We start from the raw sequence: 22,765 nt of genomic DNA on the forward strand, positions 1-22,765 counted from the left end.
TTAAGCGTACTGAAAGTTATCGTCTGTATATATTATTGTGCCAAATAGATATGCAGTTCATTGCCGGGCAGCGTAAGCAGGTTGTTCTTGGCAATGCTTACGGCACCCGGGCGGTACGGATTGGACAGGACCTGGCCGGTAACCGCAACTCCTGCTGCATGCAGCTCCGGAGTACGGGCCGGGCCTGAGCCGATGTGATAGACAAAGGTTAACGGCCGGCCGAAGCACTCATAAGTGAAGCGCAGTCCGTCAAGGCTGGCGGGCAGCACCGGATCAATGATCAGCTCTTCATCGCTGAAGCGGATACCCAGAATAGCTGAGATGAGCTGATTGAGATAGATTCCGGGGCCGCTGGAATACAGCCGCCAGCCGCCTTTAACCTCTACGCTGCCATCGCGCAGCTGATCGAAGTTCTGCTGATAGCTGTAACGGTCAGGGAAATTCCCGTCCGAGCTGCTGAAGTACATATTGCTCTGGCGCAGCTGGGCATTCGGGACGCTCTGCCGGATGTTGATCGGATTGATCTGGAACAGGCCTTCCCAGGCGCGGTCAGCTTCGCCAAGCTTGGCGGAAGCTTCGAGATAGCGGATATGGGCATGCACATACTGCAGGCTGATCTCGCGGCCGACACTGGCGGCTTGCTCGGCACGGCGGAAGATCGTACTTACGCCGCCTTCATAGCGGGCGGGACGATCCATCAGACGGACGCCATCCGGGTGATTCAGATGCTCGTCAATCAGGCGGAAATTGGCAATCGCCTGTTCCGGGGTCACCAGCTCAGCAATAATGCTGCGTGTCATTGGCAGCAGGCGGTAATGGATGCCGGTCTGCTGATCCAGCGGGTGAAGCATATAATCAATGCTGCCGTCCTCCTGGAAGTAGGCGAAGCCGGCGATGACGCCATCCTTGATCAGCAGCGTCCGGAAGGATTCCTTCATCTCTTCGGCCATTACAGCAAGGCTGGCGGAGAATTCGGCATCGGCTGTAGTGACCTGCGACAGGTTGCGGATGACCTGGAAGGCCAAAGCGACGGTCCAGGCACTCACGAGCTTGGTCTTCAAGGCTTCATCAGCAGGCTGCAGGGTATCATCCCAGTCGCCCCCGGCATAATTGATCAGGGACGTGCCCGGTACGAAGCGTTCACGGATCGTCTCTACAGCAGCTTTGACATGCTCAAGCACGGTTTCAGTCCGCTGGCTTGGCAGAGCATCTGCCAGGTGATGATAGCCAACCTGTTCCTCAAGAATCGAATAGTCTCCGGTAGCCGTAATATAATCGCTGATGCATTTCAGCGGCCAGAGTACGACATCGCCATGCCATTCATGGGCTTGTACCGGATGCTGGTCGAACATGAACCATTGCGGCCATTCCTTGCTCTCCCACAGCTGATGGGAGTAGATCTTCAGCATTACATTTCTGGCCAGCTCATAATGCTGGGTCATCAGGAAATACTCCATCGGTCCCTGGCATACATCGCGTGTGCCCCATGCGGCTCCGCCCGGCTGTTCAAGGCCATGCGGCATAATGAAATGGGTCATCGCATTATGGGTGTACCACCATACCGTTTCGTTCAGAATATCAATCCGTGACTGCTCTTCTCCTTCAAGCTGGAGGTGGAAGCCCGAAGTAAATGCTTCATAGAAGCCTTTAAACAGCGCTTCCTCGGTTTCCGGAGTGTAAGGAGAGACCAGGGGAAGACTGTCGGCCTGTGTGAGCCGGCCTTGGATTACAAGCTGGAAGCTTGCCGACTGCGTGACGGAAATCGTCAGCAGCGTTCCGTTGCGCGGCTGTCTGTCCGTATAGAACATCCGGTCATCGCTGTACGTATAGGCAGTTCCCGGAAGCTGGATATCGAAATGCAGACCCGGATAAGGAAGCTGCTGCACGGACGCTTCGTCAGGAAGAACCTGCAGAATACCGTCCCTGGCTTCAACTCTCACCGGATGCTGGAATTCATGCTCACCCATAACAAGCTGGTTCGTGATCAGATAATCATAGGATTTGCCGAGCTTAGACTGAACCTGCAGGGCAACATCCGGCTGGGCTGCTGCCGCAAAGACGGTAACCGTGAGCAGATCATCATCAACCTGGTAATGCCATCTGGCAAAGTTAACGCCCATTTCGTAAGCTGCCGGCAGCGTAAGAATCCGGTAGACCCCATCCAGGCGGATATAGATCCGCTGTCCGCTGTTCCGCTGAATATTCAGCAGGCCGCGTGGTGTGGAGAGCAGTTTATGGAAAGAGGTATTGCCGACAACCGTCTGGCCGTTGAAGATTCCGTACATATAGTTAGTGGAAGAAATTAGGTTGTTATCGACTTGGCTTTTATCAAGCAGCGTAGTGATGATATGGCCGTGCGGACGCTCGACCAACAGCTCTTTGGGCTGCAGTACAACATGGACATGCTCATCCGTGAAGAAGGAGAGCAGTTCCCCGTTCTCGATTTCTTCAAGCTTCCGGTTAGGGTAAGCCGCATCAATCTCAGCCTGGGTCCACTGTGCAGAGACATAAGGTGCGCCAATATCAGTACTTAGCACAGGCACATCTCTGCTCGGCACAGCCTCACCCGCGCTCCAGTCGATTTCATCGTAAGCTGCCTGCAGCTCGGCTTGGAACTCAAGCTCTGTAACAGCAGCCGGATGAGTAGGGCGGAAGAGCCCGTAGAAGGCGAATTCAGCTGGAGCGGACAGCGTCATAAGCTCTGTCTGCAGCGCGGTATAGGCCAGCTCGTATTGATAATTGCTATTCTGCAGATTGCCGCTAAGCACCTCGGGCACATAGCTGCCTTTGTAGGACACGCCGAAGAACTGCATACCGTCAGTAGAATAGCCTACTGCACGGGTACCCACTACACCCTGCTGCAGATAAGGGAAGGCCATTCCCTGCGGCTGGTTCTGGCGGGAGCACACGGCGTAGCCGTTCGTGCCTTCCCAGATGCTGTGATCTAGATATTGGCTCATGTACAGCTCATTGGCCAGCACGCCGCCTTTGCCTGCGACACCGATATCCTGTCCGTAGACCACATCCACGGTCTCACCGCTGCCGGAGAGCTGAATATGCCAGAACCAGATTCCATCCCGGGCCGGCGCGAAGGTGACACGGTAGCTAATTGCTTCTATAGAACCTTCAAAAATCAGTTGGTCTTGACTATGGGACAGCTTGGAGCCCGAGCGGATTCCGAGTAAAGGATAGCTGCTGATTCCTTGCTCCGTATGCACGCGCAGATAGATATTATTAGCTGAACCATCTACAGGATTGCCTTGGAACTGATTAATGAGAGTAGACTCATGGGTGAACTCGAAGATGTCTCCTGTTGGCAGGAACGTATAACTAAGGTCATCCCGGGTTAAGGTAATCATGTTTGATTGTTGTTTGAAAATCATAATAACCCTCTCTTTCCAGTACGTGATTGGGACATGAATTAGGTTAGGGGGAATTCATCATTAGATGGTGACATGTCCGTGTAAAGAATAAATAGAAACGTTTCCATAAGTGATACATCTCGATATTAGTCTGAAGACGAAAAAAAGTCAATTATCTACGAAAAAACGACCTAATTATCATCTTTGCGATGAAGAATGTAATTTTTTTACTTGTAATTCGAAAATAAAAAATGTTTGACAGCGTATACAACTTGGGAGTATGCTCTGAGCAAGGGGAAACACAAAGAAATAATGGAAACGTTTCTATACTGTCCAATACGGTTAAATATTAAAGGTATGCACGCAGTTGTCATTCAGCTGCAGGGACAAGAAGTGAAACAAAGATATGCATGCGGTAAGAATGCATCGTTCAATTTGGAGGTGGGCTCATTGGCAAGATTTGTACATGCGGGCGGAAATATCGTCCGGGAACTATTTAAGAACAAAGTGCTGTATCTCATGCTGCTGCCTGTCATTGTGTATTTCGCGGTCTTTCACTATGCGGTAATGCCCGGCGCTTATGTTGCATTCGTGGATTACAAGCTCAACAAAGGCATCTTTGGAAGTGATTTCATCGGTCTGAAGAACTTTGAATTCCTGGTGCAGACCGGAGAACTCTGGAATATCACCAAGAATACGCTGCTCTACAATCTGGTATTCCTTGCTTTAGGCAATATTATTCAGATTGTGTTTGCCATCATGTTGTCGGAGATTACCGGAAAATGGTTCAAGAAGATCTCCCAGTCCGTTATTCTCCTGCCAAACTTCATTTCGATGGTTATCGTTGGTGTGTTTGCTTACAATCTCTTCAACTTCAACTCCGGATTCATCAATACGATGATCTCGGGGGCAGGGCTGGACCGTTATGAGTTCTATAATGATCCGGGCATCTGGAAATACATTATTGTGGCCTTCAAGATCTGGGCTGGTACCGGCTACGGTATGATTGTCTATCTGGCTGCGATCACAGGGATCAACCATGATCTGTACGAGGCTGCCTACATGGATGGTGCTACTACCTGGCAGCGGATCCGCTACATGACCCTACCTATTCTGAAGCCGACCTTTATACTGCTCCTGCTGTTCGGTATGGGCGGGATTCTCAAAGGCTCCTTCGACCTGTTCTACAATCTCATTGGCACAAACTCCGTGCTGTATCCGCAGACGGATATCATAGATACGTATGTCTTCCGCTCCCTGGTGGGACAATTTAACTTCTCGATGGGTGCTGCAGTAGGATTCTACCAATCCTTATTCGGCCTGGTCCTGGTGCTTGTGGTTAACTTTATTGTACGCAAGGTTGAACCGGACAGCGCGTTGTTCTAAGACATGACACGAAACAGGGGTGATGAAAATGGCAAGTACATCTATTAAAATCAAACAGGATTCCGGCAGTGTTTTCATAAAAGTGATCAGTTACATCTGCATCTCGATCTTTGCACTGTTCTGTGTGTTTCCTTTTGCGCTGATGATCTCCTCCTCCTTCATGAATGAGCAGGAGATTGTCCGCGAGGGATATAAGCTGATTCCGAATGAAGTTTCCTTCAAGGCCTACGAATTGTTGCTCAGTAACTCCTCCAAGCTGGTGGATGCTTATCAGGTTACGATTTTTATCACAGTCGTAGGTACGGTGCTCGGGCTGTTCATGATGTCCATGGCCGGATTTGTCCTGAACCGCAAGGATTTCAAATACCGTAACTTCTTCTCCTTCCTGATCTATTTCACAACCTTGTTCAGCGGAGGATTGATTCCGACTTATATTCTGATGGTCAAGCATCTGCATATGAAGGACAACCTGTTCGCCATGATTCTGCCGGCTGTGGTAGGGGCGTGGTCGATCTTCCTGATGCGTAACTTCATGAAGGCGATCCCGGATTCCCTGTATGAATCAGCCACGATTGACGGCGCGGGCGATTTCCGCATCTACTGGCGGATCTTCATGCCGCTGGCGGTTCCTTCACTGGCGACTATCGGGCTGTTCTCGGCGCTGGGCTTCTGGAATGAGTGGTACAACGGGATGCTGTACATGGACTCTCCGACCAAGTTCCCGCTCCAGTACTTCCTGCAGCGCATGATCAACCAGGCGAATATGGGCAGTCTCATCAACTCGGGAGCGGTCATTAATACAGCCGATCTGCCTACCCAATCCATTAAAATGGCTACAGCCGTACTGGCCACAGGCCCGATCATTCTCCTGTATCCATTCATTCAGCGTTACTTCGTAACCGGTCTTACCGTCGGTGCTGTTAAAGGTTAATGGACGCCTGCTTCAATAGAAGGGTGTTTGTTATAGATGCAATATCCATAATATAGAAAAGAAAAGGGAGGCTTACCGAATGAAAGGTAAAAAGATTGCTTCTTCTCTAGCTGCTGTCCTCATGCTTACTGGAGTGCTATCCGCTTGTTCGTCAAGCAATAATGCAAATGGAAATAATTCAGGTTCGTCGAACACTCCATCCACTTCCACCAATGCTGGAGGAGTAGACACCTCTAAGGAAGCAAAGCTGGTGTACTACCTGTGGGGCAGTGAAGGAGTTACCAATAAAGAAATTCTGGCTGAGATCAATAAGAAGCTTAAGGCTGATCTGAATACTACACTTGAAATCAAGTATATTGACTGGCCGGACGTAGCTACCAAGTATCCTCTGCTGTTCGCTTCCGGCGAATCGTTCGATCTGTCGCATGCTTCTCCGGGTGCCGCTGTGTCTTACTACACCCTGGCTACTGAAGGGGCGCTGACTGACATTACCGACATGCTGGACAAGGTGGCGCCTAAGCTGAAGGCGGAGATTCCTGAAGCCTCCTGGCAGAACACCAAGGTCAATGGCAAAATCTACGGCGTACCGAGTCTGTTCAGTGAATACACGCCTGCCGGTTATGCATACCGTACGGATCTGCTGAAGAAATACGGCATGACCGAAATTAAGACAATCGATGATATGGTTAAATACATGGATAATGTGGTTGCCAACGAATCCTTCCCGCCAATTAACGGTAAGGCTGAGGATGCACAGAACATGTACAGAATGCTCGTAGATACTACAGACATGTGGCTGAACGCACCTGGTATCTCGTTGAATGAATTGAATCTGGTCACCAAGAGCCCGGAGGATTACAAGACCGTATTGCATCCAGCCTTCACCCAGGAATTCGAGGATTGGGCTGTGAAAATGCGTGAGTGGGGCGACAAGGGCTATTGGGGCAAAGACGTTCTGTCCGCTTCCCTCGGCAGCAAGGACAACTTCAGAGCAGCGAACTCTGCGGGTTATCTGACTCATGCCCAGGACTGGATCGGGCAGTACGGCGGAGATATCAAGGCACTGCCTGACTCTCCTACAAGCTTCTATACTTTTGCTGAAGCGAATAAGAAAATCAAGCGTAAAATGGGTGTAGACAACTCGACAGTAATCAGCGCGAATTCCTCTAATCCGGAGCGCTCTCTGATGGTAATTGAGAAATTCATGACCGATGAAAGCTACTACAACCTGATGCAATACGGTATCGAAGGCAAGCACTACGTCATTGAAGATGGCGTGAAGAAGCAGCCGGAAGGCTTCAATGAAAAAACAGATGGCGGAGGCTTCTCGGCCTGGTCCCTCAGAAACGACAAGTTCGTGATTCCGAGTGATACTGAGAACCCGATCCGTAAAGACCTGTTTGCTGAATGGGATAAAGAAGCAATCGATGATCCTTACAACGGCTTCAGCTTCGATCCTTCGAATGTAACAACTGAAATTGCTTCGATCTCGAACGTCAATGCACAGCTCGGTATTCAGCTGATGCTGGGTAAAACAAGCAAAGATCCAAAAGCAGCCGTTGCAGAATACCGTGACCAGCTGACAAAAGCAGGAATTGACAAGGTCATTGCCGAAGTAGAGAAACAATTGGCAGAATTTGTACCCGTCAACTAAAGGAATGTAGAGGTACCTGGGAGCTATAGTCTATAGCTCCCTTACCTATAAATGGGGGAGTAGTGTGGACGTTAATATTAAGGATATCGCGCGGATATCCGGAGTCGGCATCTCGACTGTATCCAGGGTTATTAATAATAAGGGACTGGTGAGTGATGCGACCCGCGAGAAGGTTCTGAGTGTCGTGAAGGAATACAATTATATTCCGAATTCCAACGCACGGAATTTAAAAACCACGCAATCCAAGAACATTGCACTCATGGTCAAGGGAATTACCAATCCGTTCTTCGCCATCATGATCAAGGAAATTGAACGGCAGGTCAATCTGCGCGGCTATCCGTTTCTCATCCATCAGGTAGAGGATGGAACCGATGAGATCAATGCGGCGATTCAATTGGTGAAGGAGAAGAACTTAAGCGGGATTATTTTCATGGGCGGTACGTATAATCATTCCGAAGAGAAGTTTAAGCAGCTGACGGTTCCGTTTGTACTGACGACGATTACTACATCCCAGGAAGTGGACCCGGCCATATTCTCCAGCGTAACCATCAATGAATCGAAAGAGGCCTATAAGGCGACCAGTTATTTAATCTCACTTGGACACAAGAACATTGGCTTCCTGGCCAAATCACCTTTATTGGATGAAACTACGGGCAGCCGGCGGCTTCTGGGATATAAGCTGGCATTAGAAGAAAATAATCTGCCTTACAATGCCGGACTTGTAGAGGATTGTGAATACAGTCCGAGCTCGGGCTTCAACGCTGCACGCAGACTGCTTAACCGGGACAGAGCGGTGACCGCAATATTTGCTGCTTCCGATACCATTGCCATCGGTGCGGCCAAGGCTGTGCTTACCGCCGGCTTGTCCATCCCTGATGATATTTCGATTATCGGCTTTGACGGCATTGAGATGGCAGAATATTATCATCCTGCGCTGGATACGATCAGCCAGCCGGGTACGGAAATGGCTCTATCCAGTGTAGGGGTATTATTTGACCTTATTTCGAATCGCACGAACCATCAGCATATTGTCTATGATGCGGTATTGCTCAAACGGGGCTCTTGCAAAATGATCAAGAGCCGATAACAGCAGGGCGCTGACTATAAACGTATTGGAGTTGATATCCAGGATGCAAGAATCTTTGAGAATAGGCACTTTGGTCCGGGGCGGTGAAGCCGTCCAGGTCATTCCGCAGATGGTGAAGCATGGCTTCGAATCCTTCCAACTGAATTTCTGGCAGACGATTGGTGATACCGATCTGGCGGAGACAGCGGCCCGGATTCAGGAGCTGGCGCTTAAGCATCACTTCGTGATCTCTGCTGTCGGGATCTATGGTAATCCGCTTGGCGGCAACCCCGAGAGTGGGGATACCCTTGCCGGCTGGGAGCAGTTGATTGAACATGCCCACTTGTTCGGCACGGACATTATAGGCGGATTTACCGGGCGGCTGCCGGGCTCCTCGATTGACGAGTCTCTTCCTAGATTCGCAGAGGTATTCGGAGGATTGTCGAAGCGGGCCGCGGACAAGGGTCTGCGGATTGCTTTTGAGAACTGTGCGATGGGCGGCAGCTGGCAGAAGGGCGACTGGAATATCGCGCATAACCCTACAGCTTGGGAGAAGATGTTCAATGCAGTAAATGCGGACAATCTGGGACTGGAATGGGAGCCTGCCCACCAGTTGACCGCGCTGATTGATCCGGTTCCGCAGCTGCGCAAATGGGTGGATAAGGTATTCCATGTGCACGGCAAGGATGCCACAATTGCCTGGGATATCGTTAAGGAATACGGGATTCATGGTCCGAAGCCTTATGTATGGGACCGCACGCCAGGCTTCGGCGATACCAACTGGACGGATATTATCACTATTCTCCGCCAGGGCGGCTACAAGGGCACGATCGACATCGAAGGCTGGCATGATCCGGTCTACCGTGATGAGCTGGAGATGACCGGCCAGGTGCATGCCCTGAATTATTTGAAGAATTGCCGCGGAGGCAGCTTTGTGCCGAATCCGGTGATTTGACTTTGACGACAACAAGACCTCGTTATCCACGCATGTGGAGGATGGGGTCTTTGTTGTATTTGGAACTACTCCCCCTGTAGGGGAGTGAAAGCGGGCTGGCCGGGAGCAGGACACGCCAGCGCGGGAGTGAGGCGGGAATGACGAGGGAAGGAGGGGAGTATAGGTCACCGCCAGGAATCTTGCAGAAAATACAACAATACAGGACTTCAAGCTGCCCAACCGTCAGAAATTTCGGCGTACGGAGGGAACATGGACATCGGATTCGGCTCATAATGAGTCCGGCGCGGCAATCAGAAGCGTAAATACCCCTGATTCATCCGCCAAAACCAAAAGTGTGTCCGGCGAAGGAAACAGAGGCAGATCCTTTATTATGATGACAGTTCCCGGAAGCTGGTCCTTAAACGAAACGCTTGATTGTCCAGTAAGGAACAGTGAAGGTGCCTTTGTTCGTTGCGATGTGCAGTGCGTCTGATGAGTGATCTATTTTACATACTCCGGTGTAAGTTTCTCCGCTGATCAAGTGAACGCGTTGGCACAGATTGGAGAGGAGCGCATGTTGAATGTCCTTTTTTATCATACTCGTTCACTTCCCTTAGTTGCTACTAGTTGCTGTATGTTAGAAAGCTTCTGTACTTATTATTTAAACCATAGAGGAATAACGTAACAGTTCAATTGGTTACAGTTTTGTACCATTTATTATATTACATTGAATTGTCAGGAGTTCTACGCTTAATATACTCATAAAAGTGGCGGACAAGCAATTACATAGCGCGAAGTAGCAGTCCGCATACAGGGTATATATATTCTAGGAGGTGTCACCAATGAATGGGACAACCAGATTGCAGAAGATCACATTAACTCTCCTTACCGCTAGTCTAATTACTCTACTGGGCTGGGGGACCTCGGCTTCTCCGGTGCAGGCAGCGGCACCGGCACCAACCCCGGCTTCGTCCTGCGGCACGGGAGATCATGGACTGCTTCAGGAATTGCAGGCAGCACACAGCGGAGCAGATGCGATCCCGCTTAGCTTCTCTGATGTAGAGTTTCTGAGTGCTGATACAGGGCGGGCAGCCGGGAACGGATTCCTGATTGGAACCTCGGACAGCGGATGCCATTTCCAGAAGATTTATGAAGGGCAGTGGAGCTTTCAGCAGATCGACTTCCCTGATAATGTTCATGGCTGGGCGCTTGCCGCGGTCAATGACGGTCAGGCTAAATATCTGATCCGGACCACGGATGGAGGCTCTACCTGGACAAGGCTGTCGAATAAAGCCGTGACCTTTGAAAGGGTAGAGTTCCTGGACAGCAGCAAGGGATTCGGCTACAACCGTGCGTCCACCTATTATACGAATGACGGCGGAGAGAGCTGGAGCCTGATTAAGACACCAGCGAATACACGCGGAGCTTATTTCACCAGCCTGAGCAGCGGATGGGCCGTGGTCGTTGTACCGGGCAGCGGGTACCGGGTGATGCGGACGGCAGACGGCGGAACGAACTGGAAGCTGATGCTGAAATCTTCCTACGCAGAACCCTCATACGGACAAGTCTATGCGAACGGCAGTCAGGTGTATGCCGTACTGTACGGCGGTTACGGAATGTCGCAGACTTCGTATTCGCTCTACGGCAGCGCTAACTCCGGCGGCAGCTGGACCCGGGTGATTGCTCAAGAGACGGCCGGAGGCGGTCCGGCTCCGGGAAGCGGTGCGGCCAAGGTGAAGAAGGGGCCGGCTTCGGGCAGCCCCGGCAATCTGGTGGTGATCGGTACAACAACCGCTTTCCTGGTGGGATTCCAGCCTGCAGCGGAACAAGTGGGGATCGGGGTCACCAAGAATAACGGGCAGGCCTGGAGTAACCGGATGACGGTTCACGGTTTCGAAGGGACGATCTCCTTCACCGATCATAATCAAGGCTGGCTAGCGGTGAGAGACCTGAACAGCTCGGCACTTTATGTGACGAAGGATGCAGGTGCCACCTGGACGTCCAAGTTTTCCTTTGAGACTACGGGGCGGTAAGGTTTCTAATAAATGAAGGAACGGGTGTCGTCCTGGCGAGGGGCGGACCCGTTTTTTAACTGGAAACCGGCCAGCTGGGTGGGGTACATAGGGCCTTAATTATTATTGCTGCGTTGCTGTGGATCGCGGGCTATCTGTTCTTTATTGCACGGCTGGCTATATAGAGGGGCTGGATACAGGGGAGGGGGTATGGAAGTGGATAGTCTTTACGATCAGGGTGAAGAAGCGTATGCCAGCGGGGATTTCGTTCGCGCGCTTGCGCTGTTCACGGAGGAGTGGGAGTTAGGGCATTCCGGTGACTGTCTGAATTATATGGGTTGCTGCCACTTGTCACTGGGAGAGTATCGGGCGGCGGTTTCCTGTTTTGAACGTCTTCAGCAGAAGAGTCCGGAGTGGGAAAGACCTGTGTTTAATCTCGGCCGGGTGTATTTCAGACTGGGGGAGCTGGACAAAGCCTTCCGTTACTATGAGACAGCTCTGAGAATGAATCCGGCCAGTGAGGATGCTCTTTATTATATGGGTACCTATTATTATGAGATGGAGGACTATGCACAGGCGCGGCAATGTTATGAGCAATCCTTGAAGCTCAATGAAGCGCAGTCTGAAGCCCATCTGAACCTGGGAATGTGTTACGCAAGGGTGTCTGATTCTAAGTCAGCCCTCAAGGAGTTTGAGAGAGCCTATGAACTGGATCCGTCCTGTTATGATGCTGTGCGTAATAAAGGTCTTGTTCTTCTTGAAATGCGTGAATTTAAGGCGGCGCTGGATGCATTCGGGCTGGCGGCCAAAATTCAGCCGGATGAAACGGAGTGCATGACCAGCATCATCTATTGCCATGCTAAACTGAAAGACTACGAGACGGCATTAAGGATAGCCCGTAAACTGCGGGAGCTTGAACCCGGCAACAATCAGGCTTTGCGCTTTATTGAGAAGCTGGAAGTCTCAGTGGCCAGGCAAATTCATAGAGAGAGTTAACCAAGGGGAATTATTGAGAACGACCGGTAAAAATAATACTTTACCGTTCGTTCTCAATATGCTAAGATTGCAAATGTGAGACGGATAAATTTTTTTGATAATAATAGAACGTTCGGTCTCAAAACATCAGCCAGAAGCTTGATTACACAGTAACAACAAATAAACTTATAACTTAAGGAGTGTTCAGAATGGGAAAGCTTGAGGGTAAGGTTGCTTTGATTACAGGAGGGAATAGCGGAATCGGGTTGTCTGCCGCCAAACTGTTTGTTGCTGAAGGTGCCAAAGTCGTTATTACCGGCCGCAATCCGGGATCTTTGCAGGCGGCGGTAGAAGAACTGGGTGCGGAGCATGCCATTGCGGTTCAGGCGGATGCGACAGATCCGCAGAGCGCTGTGTCGGCTGTGAACGCAGCGATTGAGGCCTTCGGCAGATTGGATGTTGTCTATGCCAATGCAGGCATAGCGGCTTCAACACCGCTCGGCAGCACAGACTTGGCGACTTTCGAGGAAGTGCTCAAGATTAATGTGACCGGTGTCTTCTTCACTGTTCAGGCCGCACTGCCTCATCTGAAGGCCGGTGCATCAGTCATTCTGACCGGCTCCGTGCTGGCTAAGGCTGGCAGACCCGGCAACTCTGCATATGCCGCCAGTAAAGGGGCGGTCAGCAGCATGACCAAAGTGCTGGCTTCGGAGCTCTCCCCGCTGGGCATCCGGGTTAACAACATTGCCCCTGGCGTGACGCGCACACCTATCTGGGGACAATCCGCGATGGATAACTGGAGCCAGGTGGAGGCAGGCATGTCGCGTTCGATTCCGCTGGGCCGTGCGGGTGATCCGGAAGAGATTGCCAAGGTGGCGCTGTTCCTGGCCTCGGATGATTCCTCGTATATCCAAGGTGCCGATATCGCTGTAGACGGCGGAGCGGGCAGCTCTCCCCTGGGTGCACCGGTTTACCAGCAGAACGCATAAGCGCGTTGTAATGTGAGAAGCACCTTAACCGGTGCTTTTTTTTGATGTTAGCCTCACAAGAGCCATTATGCTAAAATGAAAGTGGATGTAAAAATATGTTATTCTATCGCATATTTGAAATTCCAGTGTGGAACGGAGGCTCTCCTTTGGGGTTTAAAAACAGGACTTCAATTATTGTGTTAGTGGTAATGACTATATTGGCCGGAGGGATATATATATCGCTTACCGGATTTCCTCATAAAAAAAGTCAGATGGCTAGTGAAGTGAAAAAATATCTGGTTCATACAAGATTGTACCCGGTTGCCAATATTCAGGAAATCCGGGGAGGTTACAGCTTCAAATCGGGCGACTATGATGCGGACGTACTGTTCAAAGATGAGCCAGATGTGAACTATACGTATGCCAAAGTAAATGGGGAATTCAGACTTGTCGGAACCTCCAGCCTGTACGGCAAACATATGGACGAAACATTCTATTGAACAACCTTTTTCGCTTTTCCAATAAGAGGGAATGGGTATACATTGTCGAATAAGACATACATATACAAAAGTATTCACTTTGTGTACGCGGCTGAAAGAAATGTAAACGCTCACAATAGACCCGGGAGGCGAATGGAAGATGGACGGAAGCAAGTCGTTGATCTATCAGATTCTCAAGACGATTGAAGAGGGCAAAGAACCGGTGCTGGAGAACCTGGAGGGAGTGACAATCGGGGGCTTTCACAGCGCATTGGAGCAGATCGCAGAGAACAAGCTGGCGAGTAATATCAGTTTCTCCCTCAGCGGTAAAGGCAAGAAGGCGGTCCGAGTCGCAAATATAAGCGGCTCTAAACTGACTGCGCAAGGCGTTAATTATATTCATGTTCAGGACAGCCGCAGCTACTAGCTATAAGCAAGATATACGATAACACCCGCAGAATGGAGATGCGATAGATCTCCTGCTGCGGGTGTTATTTTCTATGGATTAATGGGGCTCAGTTGAATAGTCATCCCGCATCTTTAGCATTAGATAGAGAGAAGCACAAAAATAGAAACCTCAAAATCACAAATAAAGCAGACCGTCACAAAAGGTGCAGATAACACAAAACGATGCCAGATGGTAGGTTATAGGTGCTTTAGACCCTGAAAGAAAGGAGGAGCATCCGGAGCTCCGGACGGAGAGCGAGAATAAGCGAAGCCAATAATAGCTACAAAGGAGGCATTCGATTTTGAGAACCCAAAGGTACTCCGCAAGAGTTGCTGCCGTACTGCTCAGTGTGCTGCTGATCGTGGGCAGCGGGATTAACATCCCTCCTGCATATGCCGCATCTGCGCCGATCGCCAATATTCCAGACTGGCCAACAAGCTACAATAACAATGGGGTGGACGGGGAAGTCTACATCGACCAAACCGTATTCAGTGCGGGTCAGGCCTCGTTAAAAATAGTCAACCGGACGCCCAAGGCCAGCAATGTGTTTCTGGCGATCCGGCAGCATGTTCCGGTGAAGCCCAATACCACCTATCAGGTGAGCCTGAAGGTCAAGGGGACTCAAGCCTCGTACTCAAGTATCGCACTAAATGCCGGCTGGTCGCTAAAAAAGGCTCTGCCGACGGGAACCTTCGATTGGCAGTCTATGGTGTTTAATATTACAACAGATGCCTCCGCCACCTCTTACCCGTTCACCGTTCTCTCCGAGGGCGTAACAGGGGCGCTTTGGCTTGATGATTTGACGATGGTGGAGGCAGGAACGGATACCAATCTGCTGCAGAACGGGGACTTTGAGACTGTGCCGCAAGCTGCGGCCGTCAGCGCCGATCCTCCTTCTGGACCCGTGGAATCAGGCACAACTGTCAGCTTGGCTACAGCAACCGTCTCTGCTGCCGTTTATTACACAACAGATAGCACGGACCCTGTTTTGTCTCCGACAAAGCAATGGTACACCGGGCCGGTCGCCATCGATCGTTCATTAGTTTTGAAAGCGTATGCAAAAAGCCTAGGATATGCAGACAGTTCTGTCTCAACCTTCAGCTATAGCGTAAACGGAGCCGGGGCATGCACGGTGATGGATGAACAGACTTTCCTTGGAAGTCTGGCGGAAGGAAAGGCGGTGCCTGTCTATTATGCGGACGGGATCATCCTGGACGGTGATTTAAGTGAATGGGACGAAGCCTCCTACATCGAATTGCCGCTGCCCGGAAGCGGCCAGGCCAATTTGGCCAGCTGGCAGGGACCAGACGATTTATTAGGCAGAGTATATTTTGCTTATAATCAGAATCACCTCTATTTTGCCGCGAAGGTGCGTGATGATGTGCAATCCGGTGTGGCCGGAGCAGCGATGTGGTCAGGGGACAGTATCCAGTTCGCTTCGGGAACAAGTGTGTTGTATGGTCCGGAGTATGGATTCGCCCAGGTGAACGGAGCGCCTGAGGTATGGACATGGAATCAGGGAGATACGCCCGCCGATAAGCAGCCTATCCGGTTGCAGACCAAACGGGTTGGCTCCGAAACCATCTATGAGGCTGAAATTCCCTGGAGTGCGCTCCATGCGGATGAACCGGGGGCATCCATGCCTTTCAATTTTGTGCTGAATGACAATGACGGAGCCGGACGGAAGAATTGGGTGGAATGGACGCCGGGCATAGGGAAACTGAAGGACCAGTACAGCTTCGGGAATCTGTTCTTCATCCCGCAAAACAGTACGTGGGCGGCATGGCTGGACCGTGATTATATACAGCCTGAAGAGAACCGCTACACAGCGGAGCAGAATGAGCCGCTGGACTTTCAGCTGAAGCTGGTGAATTCCACAGATCAGGCGAAGCAATTCCAGACAAAGATAGCTCAAGTGGACCCGGCATGGAGGAATATTACAGTACCTGCGCATTCCGTATTGCAGTATCCGATTACGGCCTCCTTTGCCGGAACCGGAGAGCAATCGCTCACGGCAGAGGTTAGGGAAACGGGAACGGGCGAGGAGAGGACACTGGAGTGGGAGCTCGACATTCTTCCTTCCGGCACTCAGATTGAACAGGATATAGAGCAGCTTGAAGAAAATATGGGTGAATTGAAAGCGCTGCTGGAGCAGGTGGAGGCGCAGGGGATCGCAGTGGATTATGAAAAGCTGGATATCGCGGTCATCGATAAATTTATTCCTTACGGCAAGGAAGATATTTCCCAAAATAAACTGGAACGGGCGCAATATGTCAGGGACCAGCTGTTGCTGTTGTACCAGCAGACCGAGGACCGCCTTGAGGCTTATTTGGCTGGGACACAGACCAGTTTCCCGGTTCCGCATTATGTTACCGGCAATGTGACTATCGACCAGCAATCTTTCATTGGCAACACGATCAATTCGCAGACAGGGGCAGAGGAGTCAAGACCGGTCTTCTTTACCGGTTACGGGCATTTTGCCCAGGTGAAAAAGGATATTCCTGTTCTGTCCCAGCTTGGGTCGAACATGATCCAGATGGAGACCGGGCCTAACCGTATCCTCCAATCGCCCAATACGATACTTGGGTGGAGCACGGAGCTCAGGGGGGGAGCCAAGGCGAGCTTTTCTTACGGGACAGAAGTGGTTCACGAAGGAAGCCGGGCCTTGAAGATAGTCAACCTTACGCCCAAGGCTGCAAATGTGTACGGAACGGTATGGCAGAAAATAGCCGTCAAGCCAAACACCAATTATGAATTCAGCATGTGGGTCAAAGGAGCCAATGTAAACAACGTCTGGTTCGGGACCTTCGCAACCCGGCTGGGTATCCCGGCAGGAACCTATGATTGGCAGAAAATTACCAAAACCTATCGCACGGGCAGTGCCGAGACCTCGCTCGATTTCCGCATCGTGTCCGAGAATATAACCGATTCTCTGCTGATCGACAGTATTGGCATTGTGGAAAGCGGGACCACCGCCAATCTGGCGGCGTATCCCGGATTTGAGGATGACGGTACTGTAGTGAAAGAGGATTATCTCATCTCTACGGCCACCATCCGCAATGATATCCAGCAGGCGCTGCAAAGTGCCGGTGAACATAATCAGGCGGTGAGCCTGCTGCTGTCACCGCATTATTTCCCGGAATTCCTGCTGCAAAAGTACCCTGAAATCCGTTCTACTAACAGCGGCTTCATCAAATTCAACTTTAATCATCCGAAAGCAAGGGAGGCGATTGAGGATTATCTGCGCACCCTGATTCCCATGGTCAAGGATTATCCTGCTCTCCAGAATATCGTATTGTCCAATGAGCCGGTGTTCATCTCTTATAAAGATCCTGCGCAAAAGCCCGCATGGCAGTTTTATCTGAAGCAGATGTATTCGGATATTGGACAGCTGAATGCCGTGTACAATACCGCCTATGAATCCTTTGAGCAGGTTGCGATGCCGCAGGCGGAGGAACGGACAGCACTTTATTATGACTGGATCAGCTTTAATGACCAGCTGTTTGCTGAGTGGCATGAATGGATGGCAGATATTATCCATGAAATGGCGCCGGATATTCCTGTAAGTGTAAAAATCATGGGTGGAGTGCTGGCCAAGTCCCAGTTGGCCAAGTCCCCGTTATCTTGGGGGATAGATCCGGAGCAGATATCCGGCCTCAGTGATCTGAATGGTCTGGATGCCTGGAATTATCTGCATGACGAGGGAGCGACGATTATAGAGAAGCTTAAATATTATGATCTGCTGTCCTCCTTTAAAACGGCACCTGTGTTCAATTCGGAAGACCACATCATTCCCGACCGCGACAGCCGCTATGTGCCTGAACAGGCGTCCCATGTGCGCAACGATATATGGCAGGGAGCTATCCATGGACGAAGCGCTTCCACCATTTGGGTATGGGAAAGAACCACTGATCCCGCCAGCGATTTCGAGGGCAGTGTATTGTACCGTCCGGATGTCGTTTCGGCTATCGGCACAACAGGCATGGACCTGAACCGTCTGGCCCGTGAGGTGACCTCCTTCCAGAACGCTCCCGCAGAAACGGCCGTTCTGTATTCTAAGGCGTCCAACCTGTACCGTCCGGCTTATCTGGAGGCGGTGGACCGGGCCTATTCCGCTCTGTCCCTCTCCGGGCAGAAGGTCGGCTTTGTCAGTGAGAAGCAGATCGGGGAAGGCAAGCTGTCTTCCGTCAAGCTGCTGATTATTCCGGATGCCCGGAATGTGGACGCAGAGACTATAGAAGCCGTCAAAGCCTATATTGAGCAAGGGGGCCAGGCGGTTGTGCTGGGCCAGGATTCCTTTATCCGGGATGTTCATAACCAGACGCATCCGGAAGCGGCCAGAAGCTACATTATGGCGCATGCTGCAGTTATTCCTGTAACAGGAACTGCAACCGCGTTAACTTCGCCGACTCTCCCGGCATTGCAAGCGCAGCTTGTTCCGTTGCTCAGACAGCAAAATTTGCTTCAGGTGGAATTGACGGATGCTCAAACCGGAGAAACAGTCTCCAATGTGGAGTGGAGAACCAGTGTATACGAAGGCAGACTGCTGCTGAATATCGCCAATTACAGCTGGCAGGCCAAACAGGTAAATATACTTCTCAATGGACAGGCGCCGGAAAGCATACAGGAATTGATCCAGGGCAAGAGTCTTGGAGCATCGGCCGTAACACTTGATGCCTTCTCACCGCTGCTGCTTGACTTGGGAACCGTAGAGGGCGGCGAATCTTTACAATGATTGCATGGGCGGCATTCCTTCGGGAATGCCGCTATTTGTGCTATATAAACTTCCAAAAAAGGAACCCAATGTACTGCCCGGCTTAAAAAATGAAGGTTGGAACAAATGATGAAGGGTGCCGGATCGGGAAATGGTGTAGAAAACGGGAAAGTGAAGGTTTCGAAAGCTCCTCCTTTCATGCTAATTTGAGGGCAGCCGTTCAGATAGGGGATGCGCTTACTGAGCGAGCCTTTAGCAAGAAACAAGAAAGGAGAGATTAACTTGTCACAATCCGCAGAGCCCTATATTCCACCGGCGATGCAGAAAGGCTCCGGAGCCGCAGTATCCAAAAGCCGATTCCGGAAACAGCTGAAGCGGGATAAATATTTGTATTTCATGCTTATTCCGGTTGCTGTATTTTTTGTGCTGTTCAAATACGCCCCATTATTCGGAGAAATTATTGCATTTAAAAATTACAGGCTGGCGGATGGAATATGGGGGAGCGAATGGGTAGGTCTGGAGCAGTTCAGGAAGCTGTTTGCCAGCCCGGAATTTTATACAGTACTGCGCAATACGCTGCTGCTTAATTTGTACAGTCTCGTATTTGCTTTCCCGGTGCCGATTATTCTGGCTATACTGCTCAACGAGGTGACCCGGAGCAGCTACAAGCGTGTGTTGCAAAATCTGCTGTACATCCCGCATTTCATCTCCTGGGTGGTTCTGGGGAGCATCGTCATCGCCATCCTGTCCCCATCCACCGGGATCGTGAATCAGCTGCTGCAAATGGTTGGTCTGGAGCCGATTTATTTCATGGCAGACACCTTCTGGTGGCCGGTATCCTTCATTGCTTCAAGCATATGGAAAGAGGCGGGATTCGGAACGATTCTGTATCTGGCGGCTATAAGCGGCATTGACCCTACCCTGTACGAGGCGGCCAAAATCGACGGAGCCAGTAAATTCAGACAAATCTGGCATGTCACCTTGCCGGGTATCCGCGGTACCGCCGCAATTCTGCTGATTCTCCGGGTAGGCCAAATGATGGACGTCGGCTTTGAGCAGGTCTACGCCATGAAGAACAGCGCCGTCAGCCAGGTTGCCGAGGTTATCAGCACTTATGTCTATACCCGCGGGATCGAAAATCTTCAATACAGCTATACAACGGCCCTGGGGCTGTTCCAGTCACTTATCGCCTTTATCTTGGTCATTTCGGTCAACCGGTTAATCAAGACTATGGGAGAGCGGGGCCTGTGGTAGGAGGAATCATGCTTACAGAAAGAGGTCGATTACATTTATGAAAGCCAAAGCCGAGTTCTCATCCGTATTTTTCCGGTGGCTGAATTATATCGCGCTTGCCTTGTTTGCCGCGGCGACAGTGTTTCCCTTTATCAATATTATCGCCACATCCTTCAGCGGCAGCCGGGCGATCAGCGGCGGGGAGGTTTTCCTCTGGCCGGTTGATTTTAATCTGGACGCCTACCGCAATCTGTTTGACGACGGGCAACTGGTAGTAGCCATGAAAAATACGGTGTTCATCACCGTTGCGGGGACTGCTTTTAACATGCTGTTCACCGTGCTGTGCGCCTATCCCTTGTCCAAAAGCAGGCTGCGGGGAAGAAACGCTATTCTGATGGCTGTATTGTTCACCATGCTGTTTGGCGGCGGGATGATTCCCCATTTTCTGTTAATTAACGCTCTGGGGCTGGTCAACACGTATTGGGCGCTCTGGCTGCCTGCATTAATCAGCGTCTATAACATGTTTGTCATGAAATCCTTTTTCGAGGGACTCCCGGAAGAGGTGGAAGAATCCGCCGCTATCGATGGAGCCAATGAGTTGACCATACTCTGGAGAATTATCCTTCCCTTGTCCATGCCGGTCATTGCGGCTCTGACCCTGTTCTATGCAGTGGGCTGGTGGAACTCTTATATGAATGTGCTGATTTATATCCAGAGCACCGACAAAATGTCCCTGATGGTCAGATTGTATCAGATGATCGAAATGGTCAGTCCCGAACTGCTGAAGAGCGGGGAAGGCGTAGGGCAGATTTCCATTACACCGGAGGGAATACGCGCGGCATCTATTGTTTTCTCAATCACGCCGATTCTCTGTGTCTACCCGTTCCTGCAAAAGCATTTTGTCAAAGGCGTTATGCTGGGTTCGGTCAAAGGCTGATATCACGAGCTTACCACAAGCTTGAAGATATGCTAGATTAATAAGGGAGGTTATTTAAAAATGAAAATGCACAAAACCAAATGGCTGTCCTCAGCGTTGACGCTGGGGATAGCGGCGGCCACGCTGCTGAGCGGGTGCGCGAACAACACGGACACGGCGAATACCAAGACAGATTCGCCGGCAACCACCAGCCCCGAGGCGACAAACAGCAAGCCCAAGGCTGTAAGCGTTTCAATGTTCGACCGCGGCGGCGTTTCCAGTGATGAGGGTACGTATGAGGACAACCGCTGGGTGAAATGGATCAAGGAGCAGAGCGGGATAGACGTGAAGATTATTCCGGTTCCCCGGGCACAGGCCCAGGATAAATTAAATGTGCTGATCGCTTCCAACCAGGCGCCGGACCTGATTTGGGAATATGACCGCAGTTATATCGGAAAGCTGGTTACTCAAGGGGCGATCCAGCCGATTGATGAATATATCGAGAAGTACAGCACCTCTTACAAAGCCTATCTGGAAGCGCATCCAGAACTTAAGCCGTACCTGACGTTCGACGGAAAAATGTATGCAGTCGCCACGGAGCGGACCATGAATTCTGTTGCCAATCACGGCGCCTGGATTCGCCAGGACTGGCTGGATAAGCTTGGACTGGCCATGCCGACCACCATTGACGAATTGCTTCAGGTCGCCCAGGCCTTCAAGGATGGAGACCCGGACGGCAACGGCGCCGCGGATACGACGCCGATCGTAGGCTCAACCACCTTTGACTTCTATTCGGCCATTTATGCGGATATGAACAACCAGTGGTATCTGGAAGACGGCAAGATGGCGTATGGTGCCCTGCTTGACCGGTTCGGCGATGTCATGTCCCTAGAGAAGCAGCTATACGAGCAGGGGCTGGTCGATAAGGAATATTTGACCGACAAGAACAATCAGCGGGCCATCCAGCTCTGGACCACCGGCAAGGCAGGCATCTATATCGCCAACTGGGGCGGCGGAACAATGGAATCTCAACTGAAGGATATGCTGGCCAATGTGCCGGATGCGCAGCCTGTGCCGCTGGAGCCGGTATCCACGAAATACGGGAAATTCGGCCTGTATCAGGAGACTTCCCCGTTCATTTATGTTGCCTTCAACAAGGATATGGCCGATCCCGAAGCGGCTGTGAATTATCTGGACTGGATGGTGGATGAAGGCTGGAAGGCACTTAACAACGGCATTGAGGGCGAGCACTACACCGATGTGAACGGAGTCGCCAAGGTGATCGACGCTGACAAATTCAAGAAAGAAGTAGGATACGCCGCAGAATACGCCATCCTGCGCAACAATACGTTCAAACCGGAAGATTTGCTGGTAAAGGCCGCTTCGGACGAAGTTTCCCAGCGCCTCGCCGCGCTCAGCCAGCAGGGGCTTGAGCTGGCGATGAAGAATGAATTCAGACGGGATATTCCATATCAGCCAAGCTTTGTGGAATTCAATGAAATCCAGACATCTATGACGCCTTATATCAATGAGATCCGCGCCAAGGTTACCACACAGGGAAGCAAGTATACCGGTGTCTGGGCGCTTGAGGAAATCCGCAAGGAATGGAAACGGCTCGGCGGAGAGCAGGTAGAGATCCAGGCGCAGGAATGGTACGAGCAGAACAAGGCCAGTTTTAAGTAACGGC

At 51.0% G+C, this 22,765-nt stretch carries 15 protein-coding genes; 14 read left to right on the forward strand and 1 reads right to left on the reverse strand.

Translation table 11 applies throughout. The features are described 5' to 3' along the window. Positions 1–32 precede the first annotated feature (32 nt). Positions 33–3,383: a GH36-type glycosyl hydrolase domain-containing protein gene (locus tag MKX70_RS12535; protein ID WP_340840125.1), complete on the reverse strand. Its 3,351-nt coding sequence runs from the start codon at positions 3,381–3,383 to the stop codon at positions 33–35. A 429-nt stretch (positions 3,384–3,812) separates the two neighbouring features. Between MKX70_RS12535 and MKX70_RS12540 the strand changes: the two genes are divergently transcribed. The 14 genes from MKX70_RS12540 to MKX70_RS12605 all read left to right on the forward strand — a co-directional run bounded on the left by MKX70_RS12540 (position 3,813) and on the right by MKX70_RS12605 (position 22,761). After that, positions 3,813–4,748 (forward strand): ABC transporter permease, encoded by a 936-nt coding sequence (locus MKX70_RS12540; RefSeq protein ID WP_231637716.1) that lies wholly within the window; start codon positions 3,813–3,815, stop codon positions 4,746–4,748. 43 nt (positions 4,749–4,791) lie between these two features. Next, a complete protein-coding gene (locus tag MKX70_RS12545) occupies positions 4,792–5,679 on the forward strand; it encodes a carbohydrate ABC transporter permease (protein WP_042243324.1) in 888 nt (295 codons plus the stop codon). Between the two features lie 79 nt (positions 5,680–5,758). Further along, the gene (locus MKX70_RS12550) at positions 5,759–7,333 is read left to right on the forward strand and encodes a DUF3502 domain-containing protein (RefSeq protein WP_340783139.1); all 1,575 of its coding nucleotides are present in this window, start codon (positions 5,759–5,761) and stop codon (positions 7,331–7,333) included. 64 nt (positions 7,334–7,397) lie between these two features. Next, positions 7,398–8,420 carry a LacI family DNA-binding transcriptional regulator gene (locus MKX70_RS12555; protein ID WP_042238927.1) on the forward strand — a complete coding sequence of 341 codons (1,023 nt, stop codon included), beginning with the start codon at positions 7,398–7,400 and terminating at the stop codon, positions 8,418–8,420. A gap of 43 nt (positions 8,421–8,463) precedes the next feature. After that, positions 8,464–9,354 carry a sugar phosphate isomerase/epimerase family protein gene (locus tag MKX70_RS12560; protein WP_340840126.1) on the forward strand — a complete coding sequence of 297 codons (891 nt, stop codon included), beginning with the start codon at positions 8,464–8,466 and terminating at the stop codon, positions 9,352–9,354. Positions 9,355–10,175: 821 nt separating this feature from the next. Next, positions 10,176–11,366 (forward strand): hypothetical protein, encoded by a 1,191-nt coding sequence (locus MKX70_RS12565; RefSeq protein WP_340783145.1) that lies wholly within the window; start codon positions 10,176–10,178, stop codon positions 11,364–11,366. A 195-nt stretch (positions 11,367–11,561) separates the two neighbouring features. Further along, the gene (locus MKX70_RS12570; protein ID WP_340783146.1) at positions 11,562–12,341 is read left to right on the forward strand and encodes a tetratricopeptide repeat protein; all 780 of its coding nucleotides are present in this window, start codon (positions 11,562–11,564) and stop codon (positions 12,339–12,341) included. Between the two features lie 188 nt (positions 12,342–12,529). Further along, positions 12,530–13,309 (forward strand): SDR family NAD(P)-dependent oxidoreductase, encoded by a 780-nt coding sequence (locus MKX70_RS12575; protein ID WP_340783148.1) that lies wholly within the window; start codon positions 12,530–12,532, stop codon positions 13,307–13,309. Between the two features lie 95 nt (positions 13,310–13,404). Then, the gene (locus MKX70_RS12580; RefSeq protein ID WP_081956659.1) at positions 13,405–13,788 is read left to right on the forward strand and encodes a DUF3139 domain-containing protein; all 384 of its coding nucleotides are present in this window, start codon (positions 13,405–13,407) and stop codon (positions 13,786–13,788) included. Positions 13,789–13,927: 139 nt separating this feature from the next. Next, on the forward strand, positions 13,928–14,194 hold the full coding sequence (locus MKX70_RS12585) for a hypothetical protein (RefSeq protein ID WP_042238919.1): 267 nt from the start codon (positions 13,928–13,930) through the stop codon (positions 14,192–14,194). A gap of 322 nt (positions 14,195–14,516) precedes the next feature. Continuing rightward, a complete protein-coding gene (locus MKX70_RS12590) occupies positions 14,517–18,950 on the forward strand; it encodes a beta-galactosidase (protein WP_340840127.1) in 4,434 nt (1,477 codons plus the stop codon). A 261-nt stretch (positions 18,951–19,211) separates the two neighbouring features. Then, positions 19,212–20,183, forward strand: coding sequence for an ABC transporter permease (locus MKX70_RS12595; protein WP_231637715.1), 972 nt, complete (start codon positions 19,212–19,214; stop codon positions 20,181–20,183). A gap of 37 nt (positions 20,184–20,220) precedes the next feature. Continuing rightward, on the forward strand, positions 20,221–21,099 hold the full coding sequence (locus tag MKX70_RS12600; protein ID WP_042238915.1) for a carbohydrate ABC transporter permease: 879 nt from the start codon (positions 20,221–20,223) through the stop codon (positions 21,097–21,099). Positions 21,100–21,159: 60 nt separating this feature from the next. Then, positions 21,160–22,761, forward strand: a complete 1,602-nt coding sequence (locus tag MKX70_RS12605; RefSeq protein WP_340840128.1) for an extracellular solute-binding protein — start codon at positions 21,160–21,162, stop codon at positions 22,759–22,761. The last annotated feature ends 4 nt before the right edge of the window (positions 22,762–22,765 follow it).

The sequence above is a fragment of the Paenibacillus sp. FSL R7-0312 genome, assembly GCF_038004445.1.
In the GTDB taxonomy this organism is placed as follows: Bacteria; Bacillota; Bacilli; order Paenibacillales; family Paenibacillaceae; genus Paenibacillus_AQ.

Bases quoted from the DNA above. Each gene is read 5' to 3' on its own strand.
- MKX70_RS12535 (WP_340840125.1), bottom strand. From the start codon at position 3,383: ATGATTTTCAAACAACAATCAAACATGATTACCTTAACCCGGGATGAC.
- MKX70_RS12550 (WP_340783139.1), top strand. From the start codon at position 5,759: ATGAAAGGTAAAAAGATTGCTTCTTCTCTAGCTGCTGTCCTCATGCTT.
- MKX70_RS12560 (WP_340840126.1), top strand. From the start codon at position 8,464: ATGCAAGAATCTTTGAGAATAGGCACTTTGGTCCGGGGCGGTGAAGCC.
- MKX70_RS12565 (WP_340783145.1), top strand. From the start codon at position 10,176: ATGAATGGGACAACCAGATTGCAGAAGATCACATTAACTCTCCTTACC.
- MKX70_RS12575 (WP_340783148.1), top strand. From the start codon at position 12,530: ATGGGAAAGCTTGAGGGTAAGGTTGCTTTGATTACAGGAGGGAATAGC.
- MKX70_RS12580 (WP_081956659.1), top strand. From the start codon at position 13,405: ATGTTATTCTATCGCATATTTGAAATTCCAGTGTGGAACGGAGGCTCT.
- MKX70_RS12585 (WP_042238919.1), top strand. From the start codon at position 13,928: ATGGACGGAAGCAAGTCGTTGATCTATCAGATTCTCAAGACGATTGAA.
- MKX70_RS12600 (WP_042238915.1), top strand. From the start codon at position 20,221: ATGAAAGCCAAAGCCGAGTTCTCATCCGTATTTTTCCGGTGGCTGAAT.
- MKX70_RS12605 (WP_340840128.1), top strand. From the start codon at position 21,160: ATGAAAATGCACAAAACCAAATGGCTGTCCTCAGCGTTGACGCTGGGG.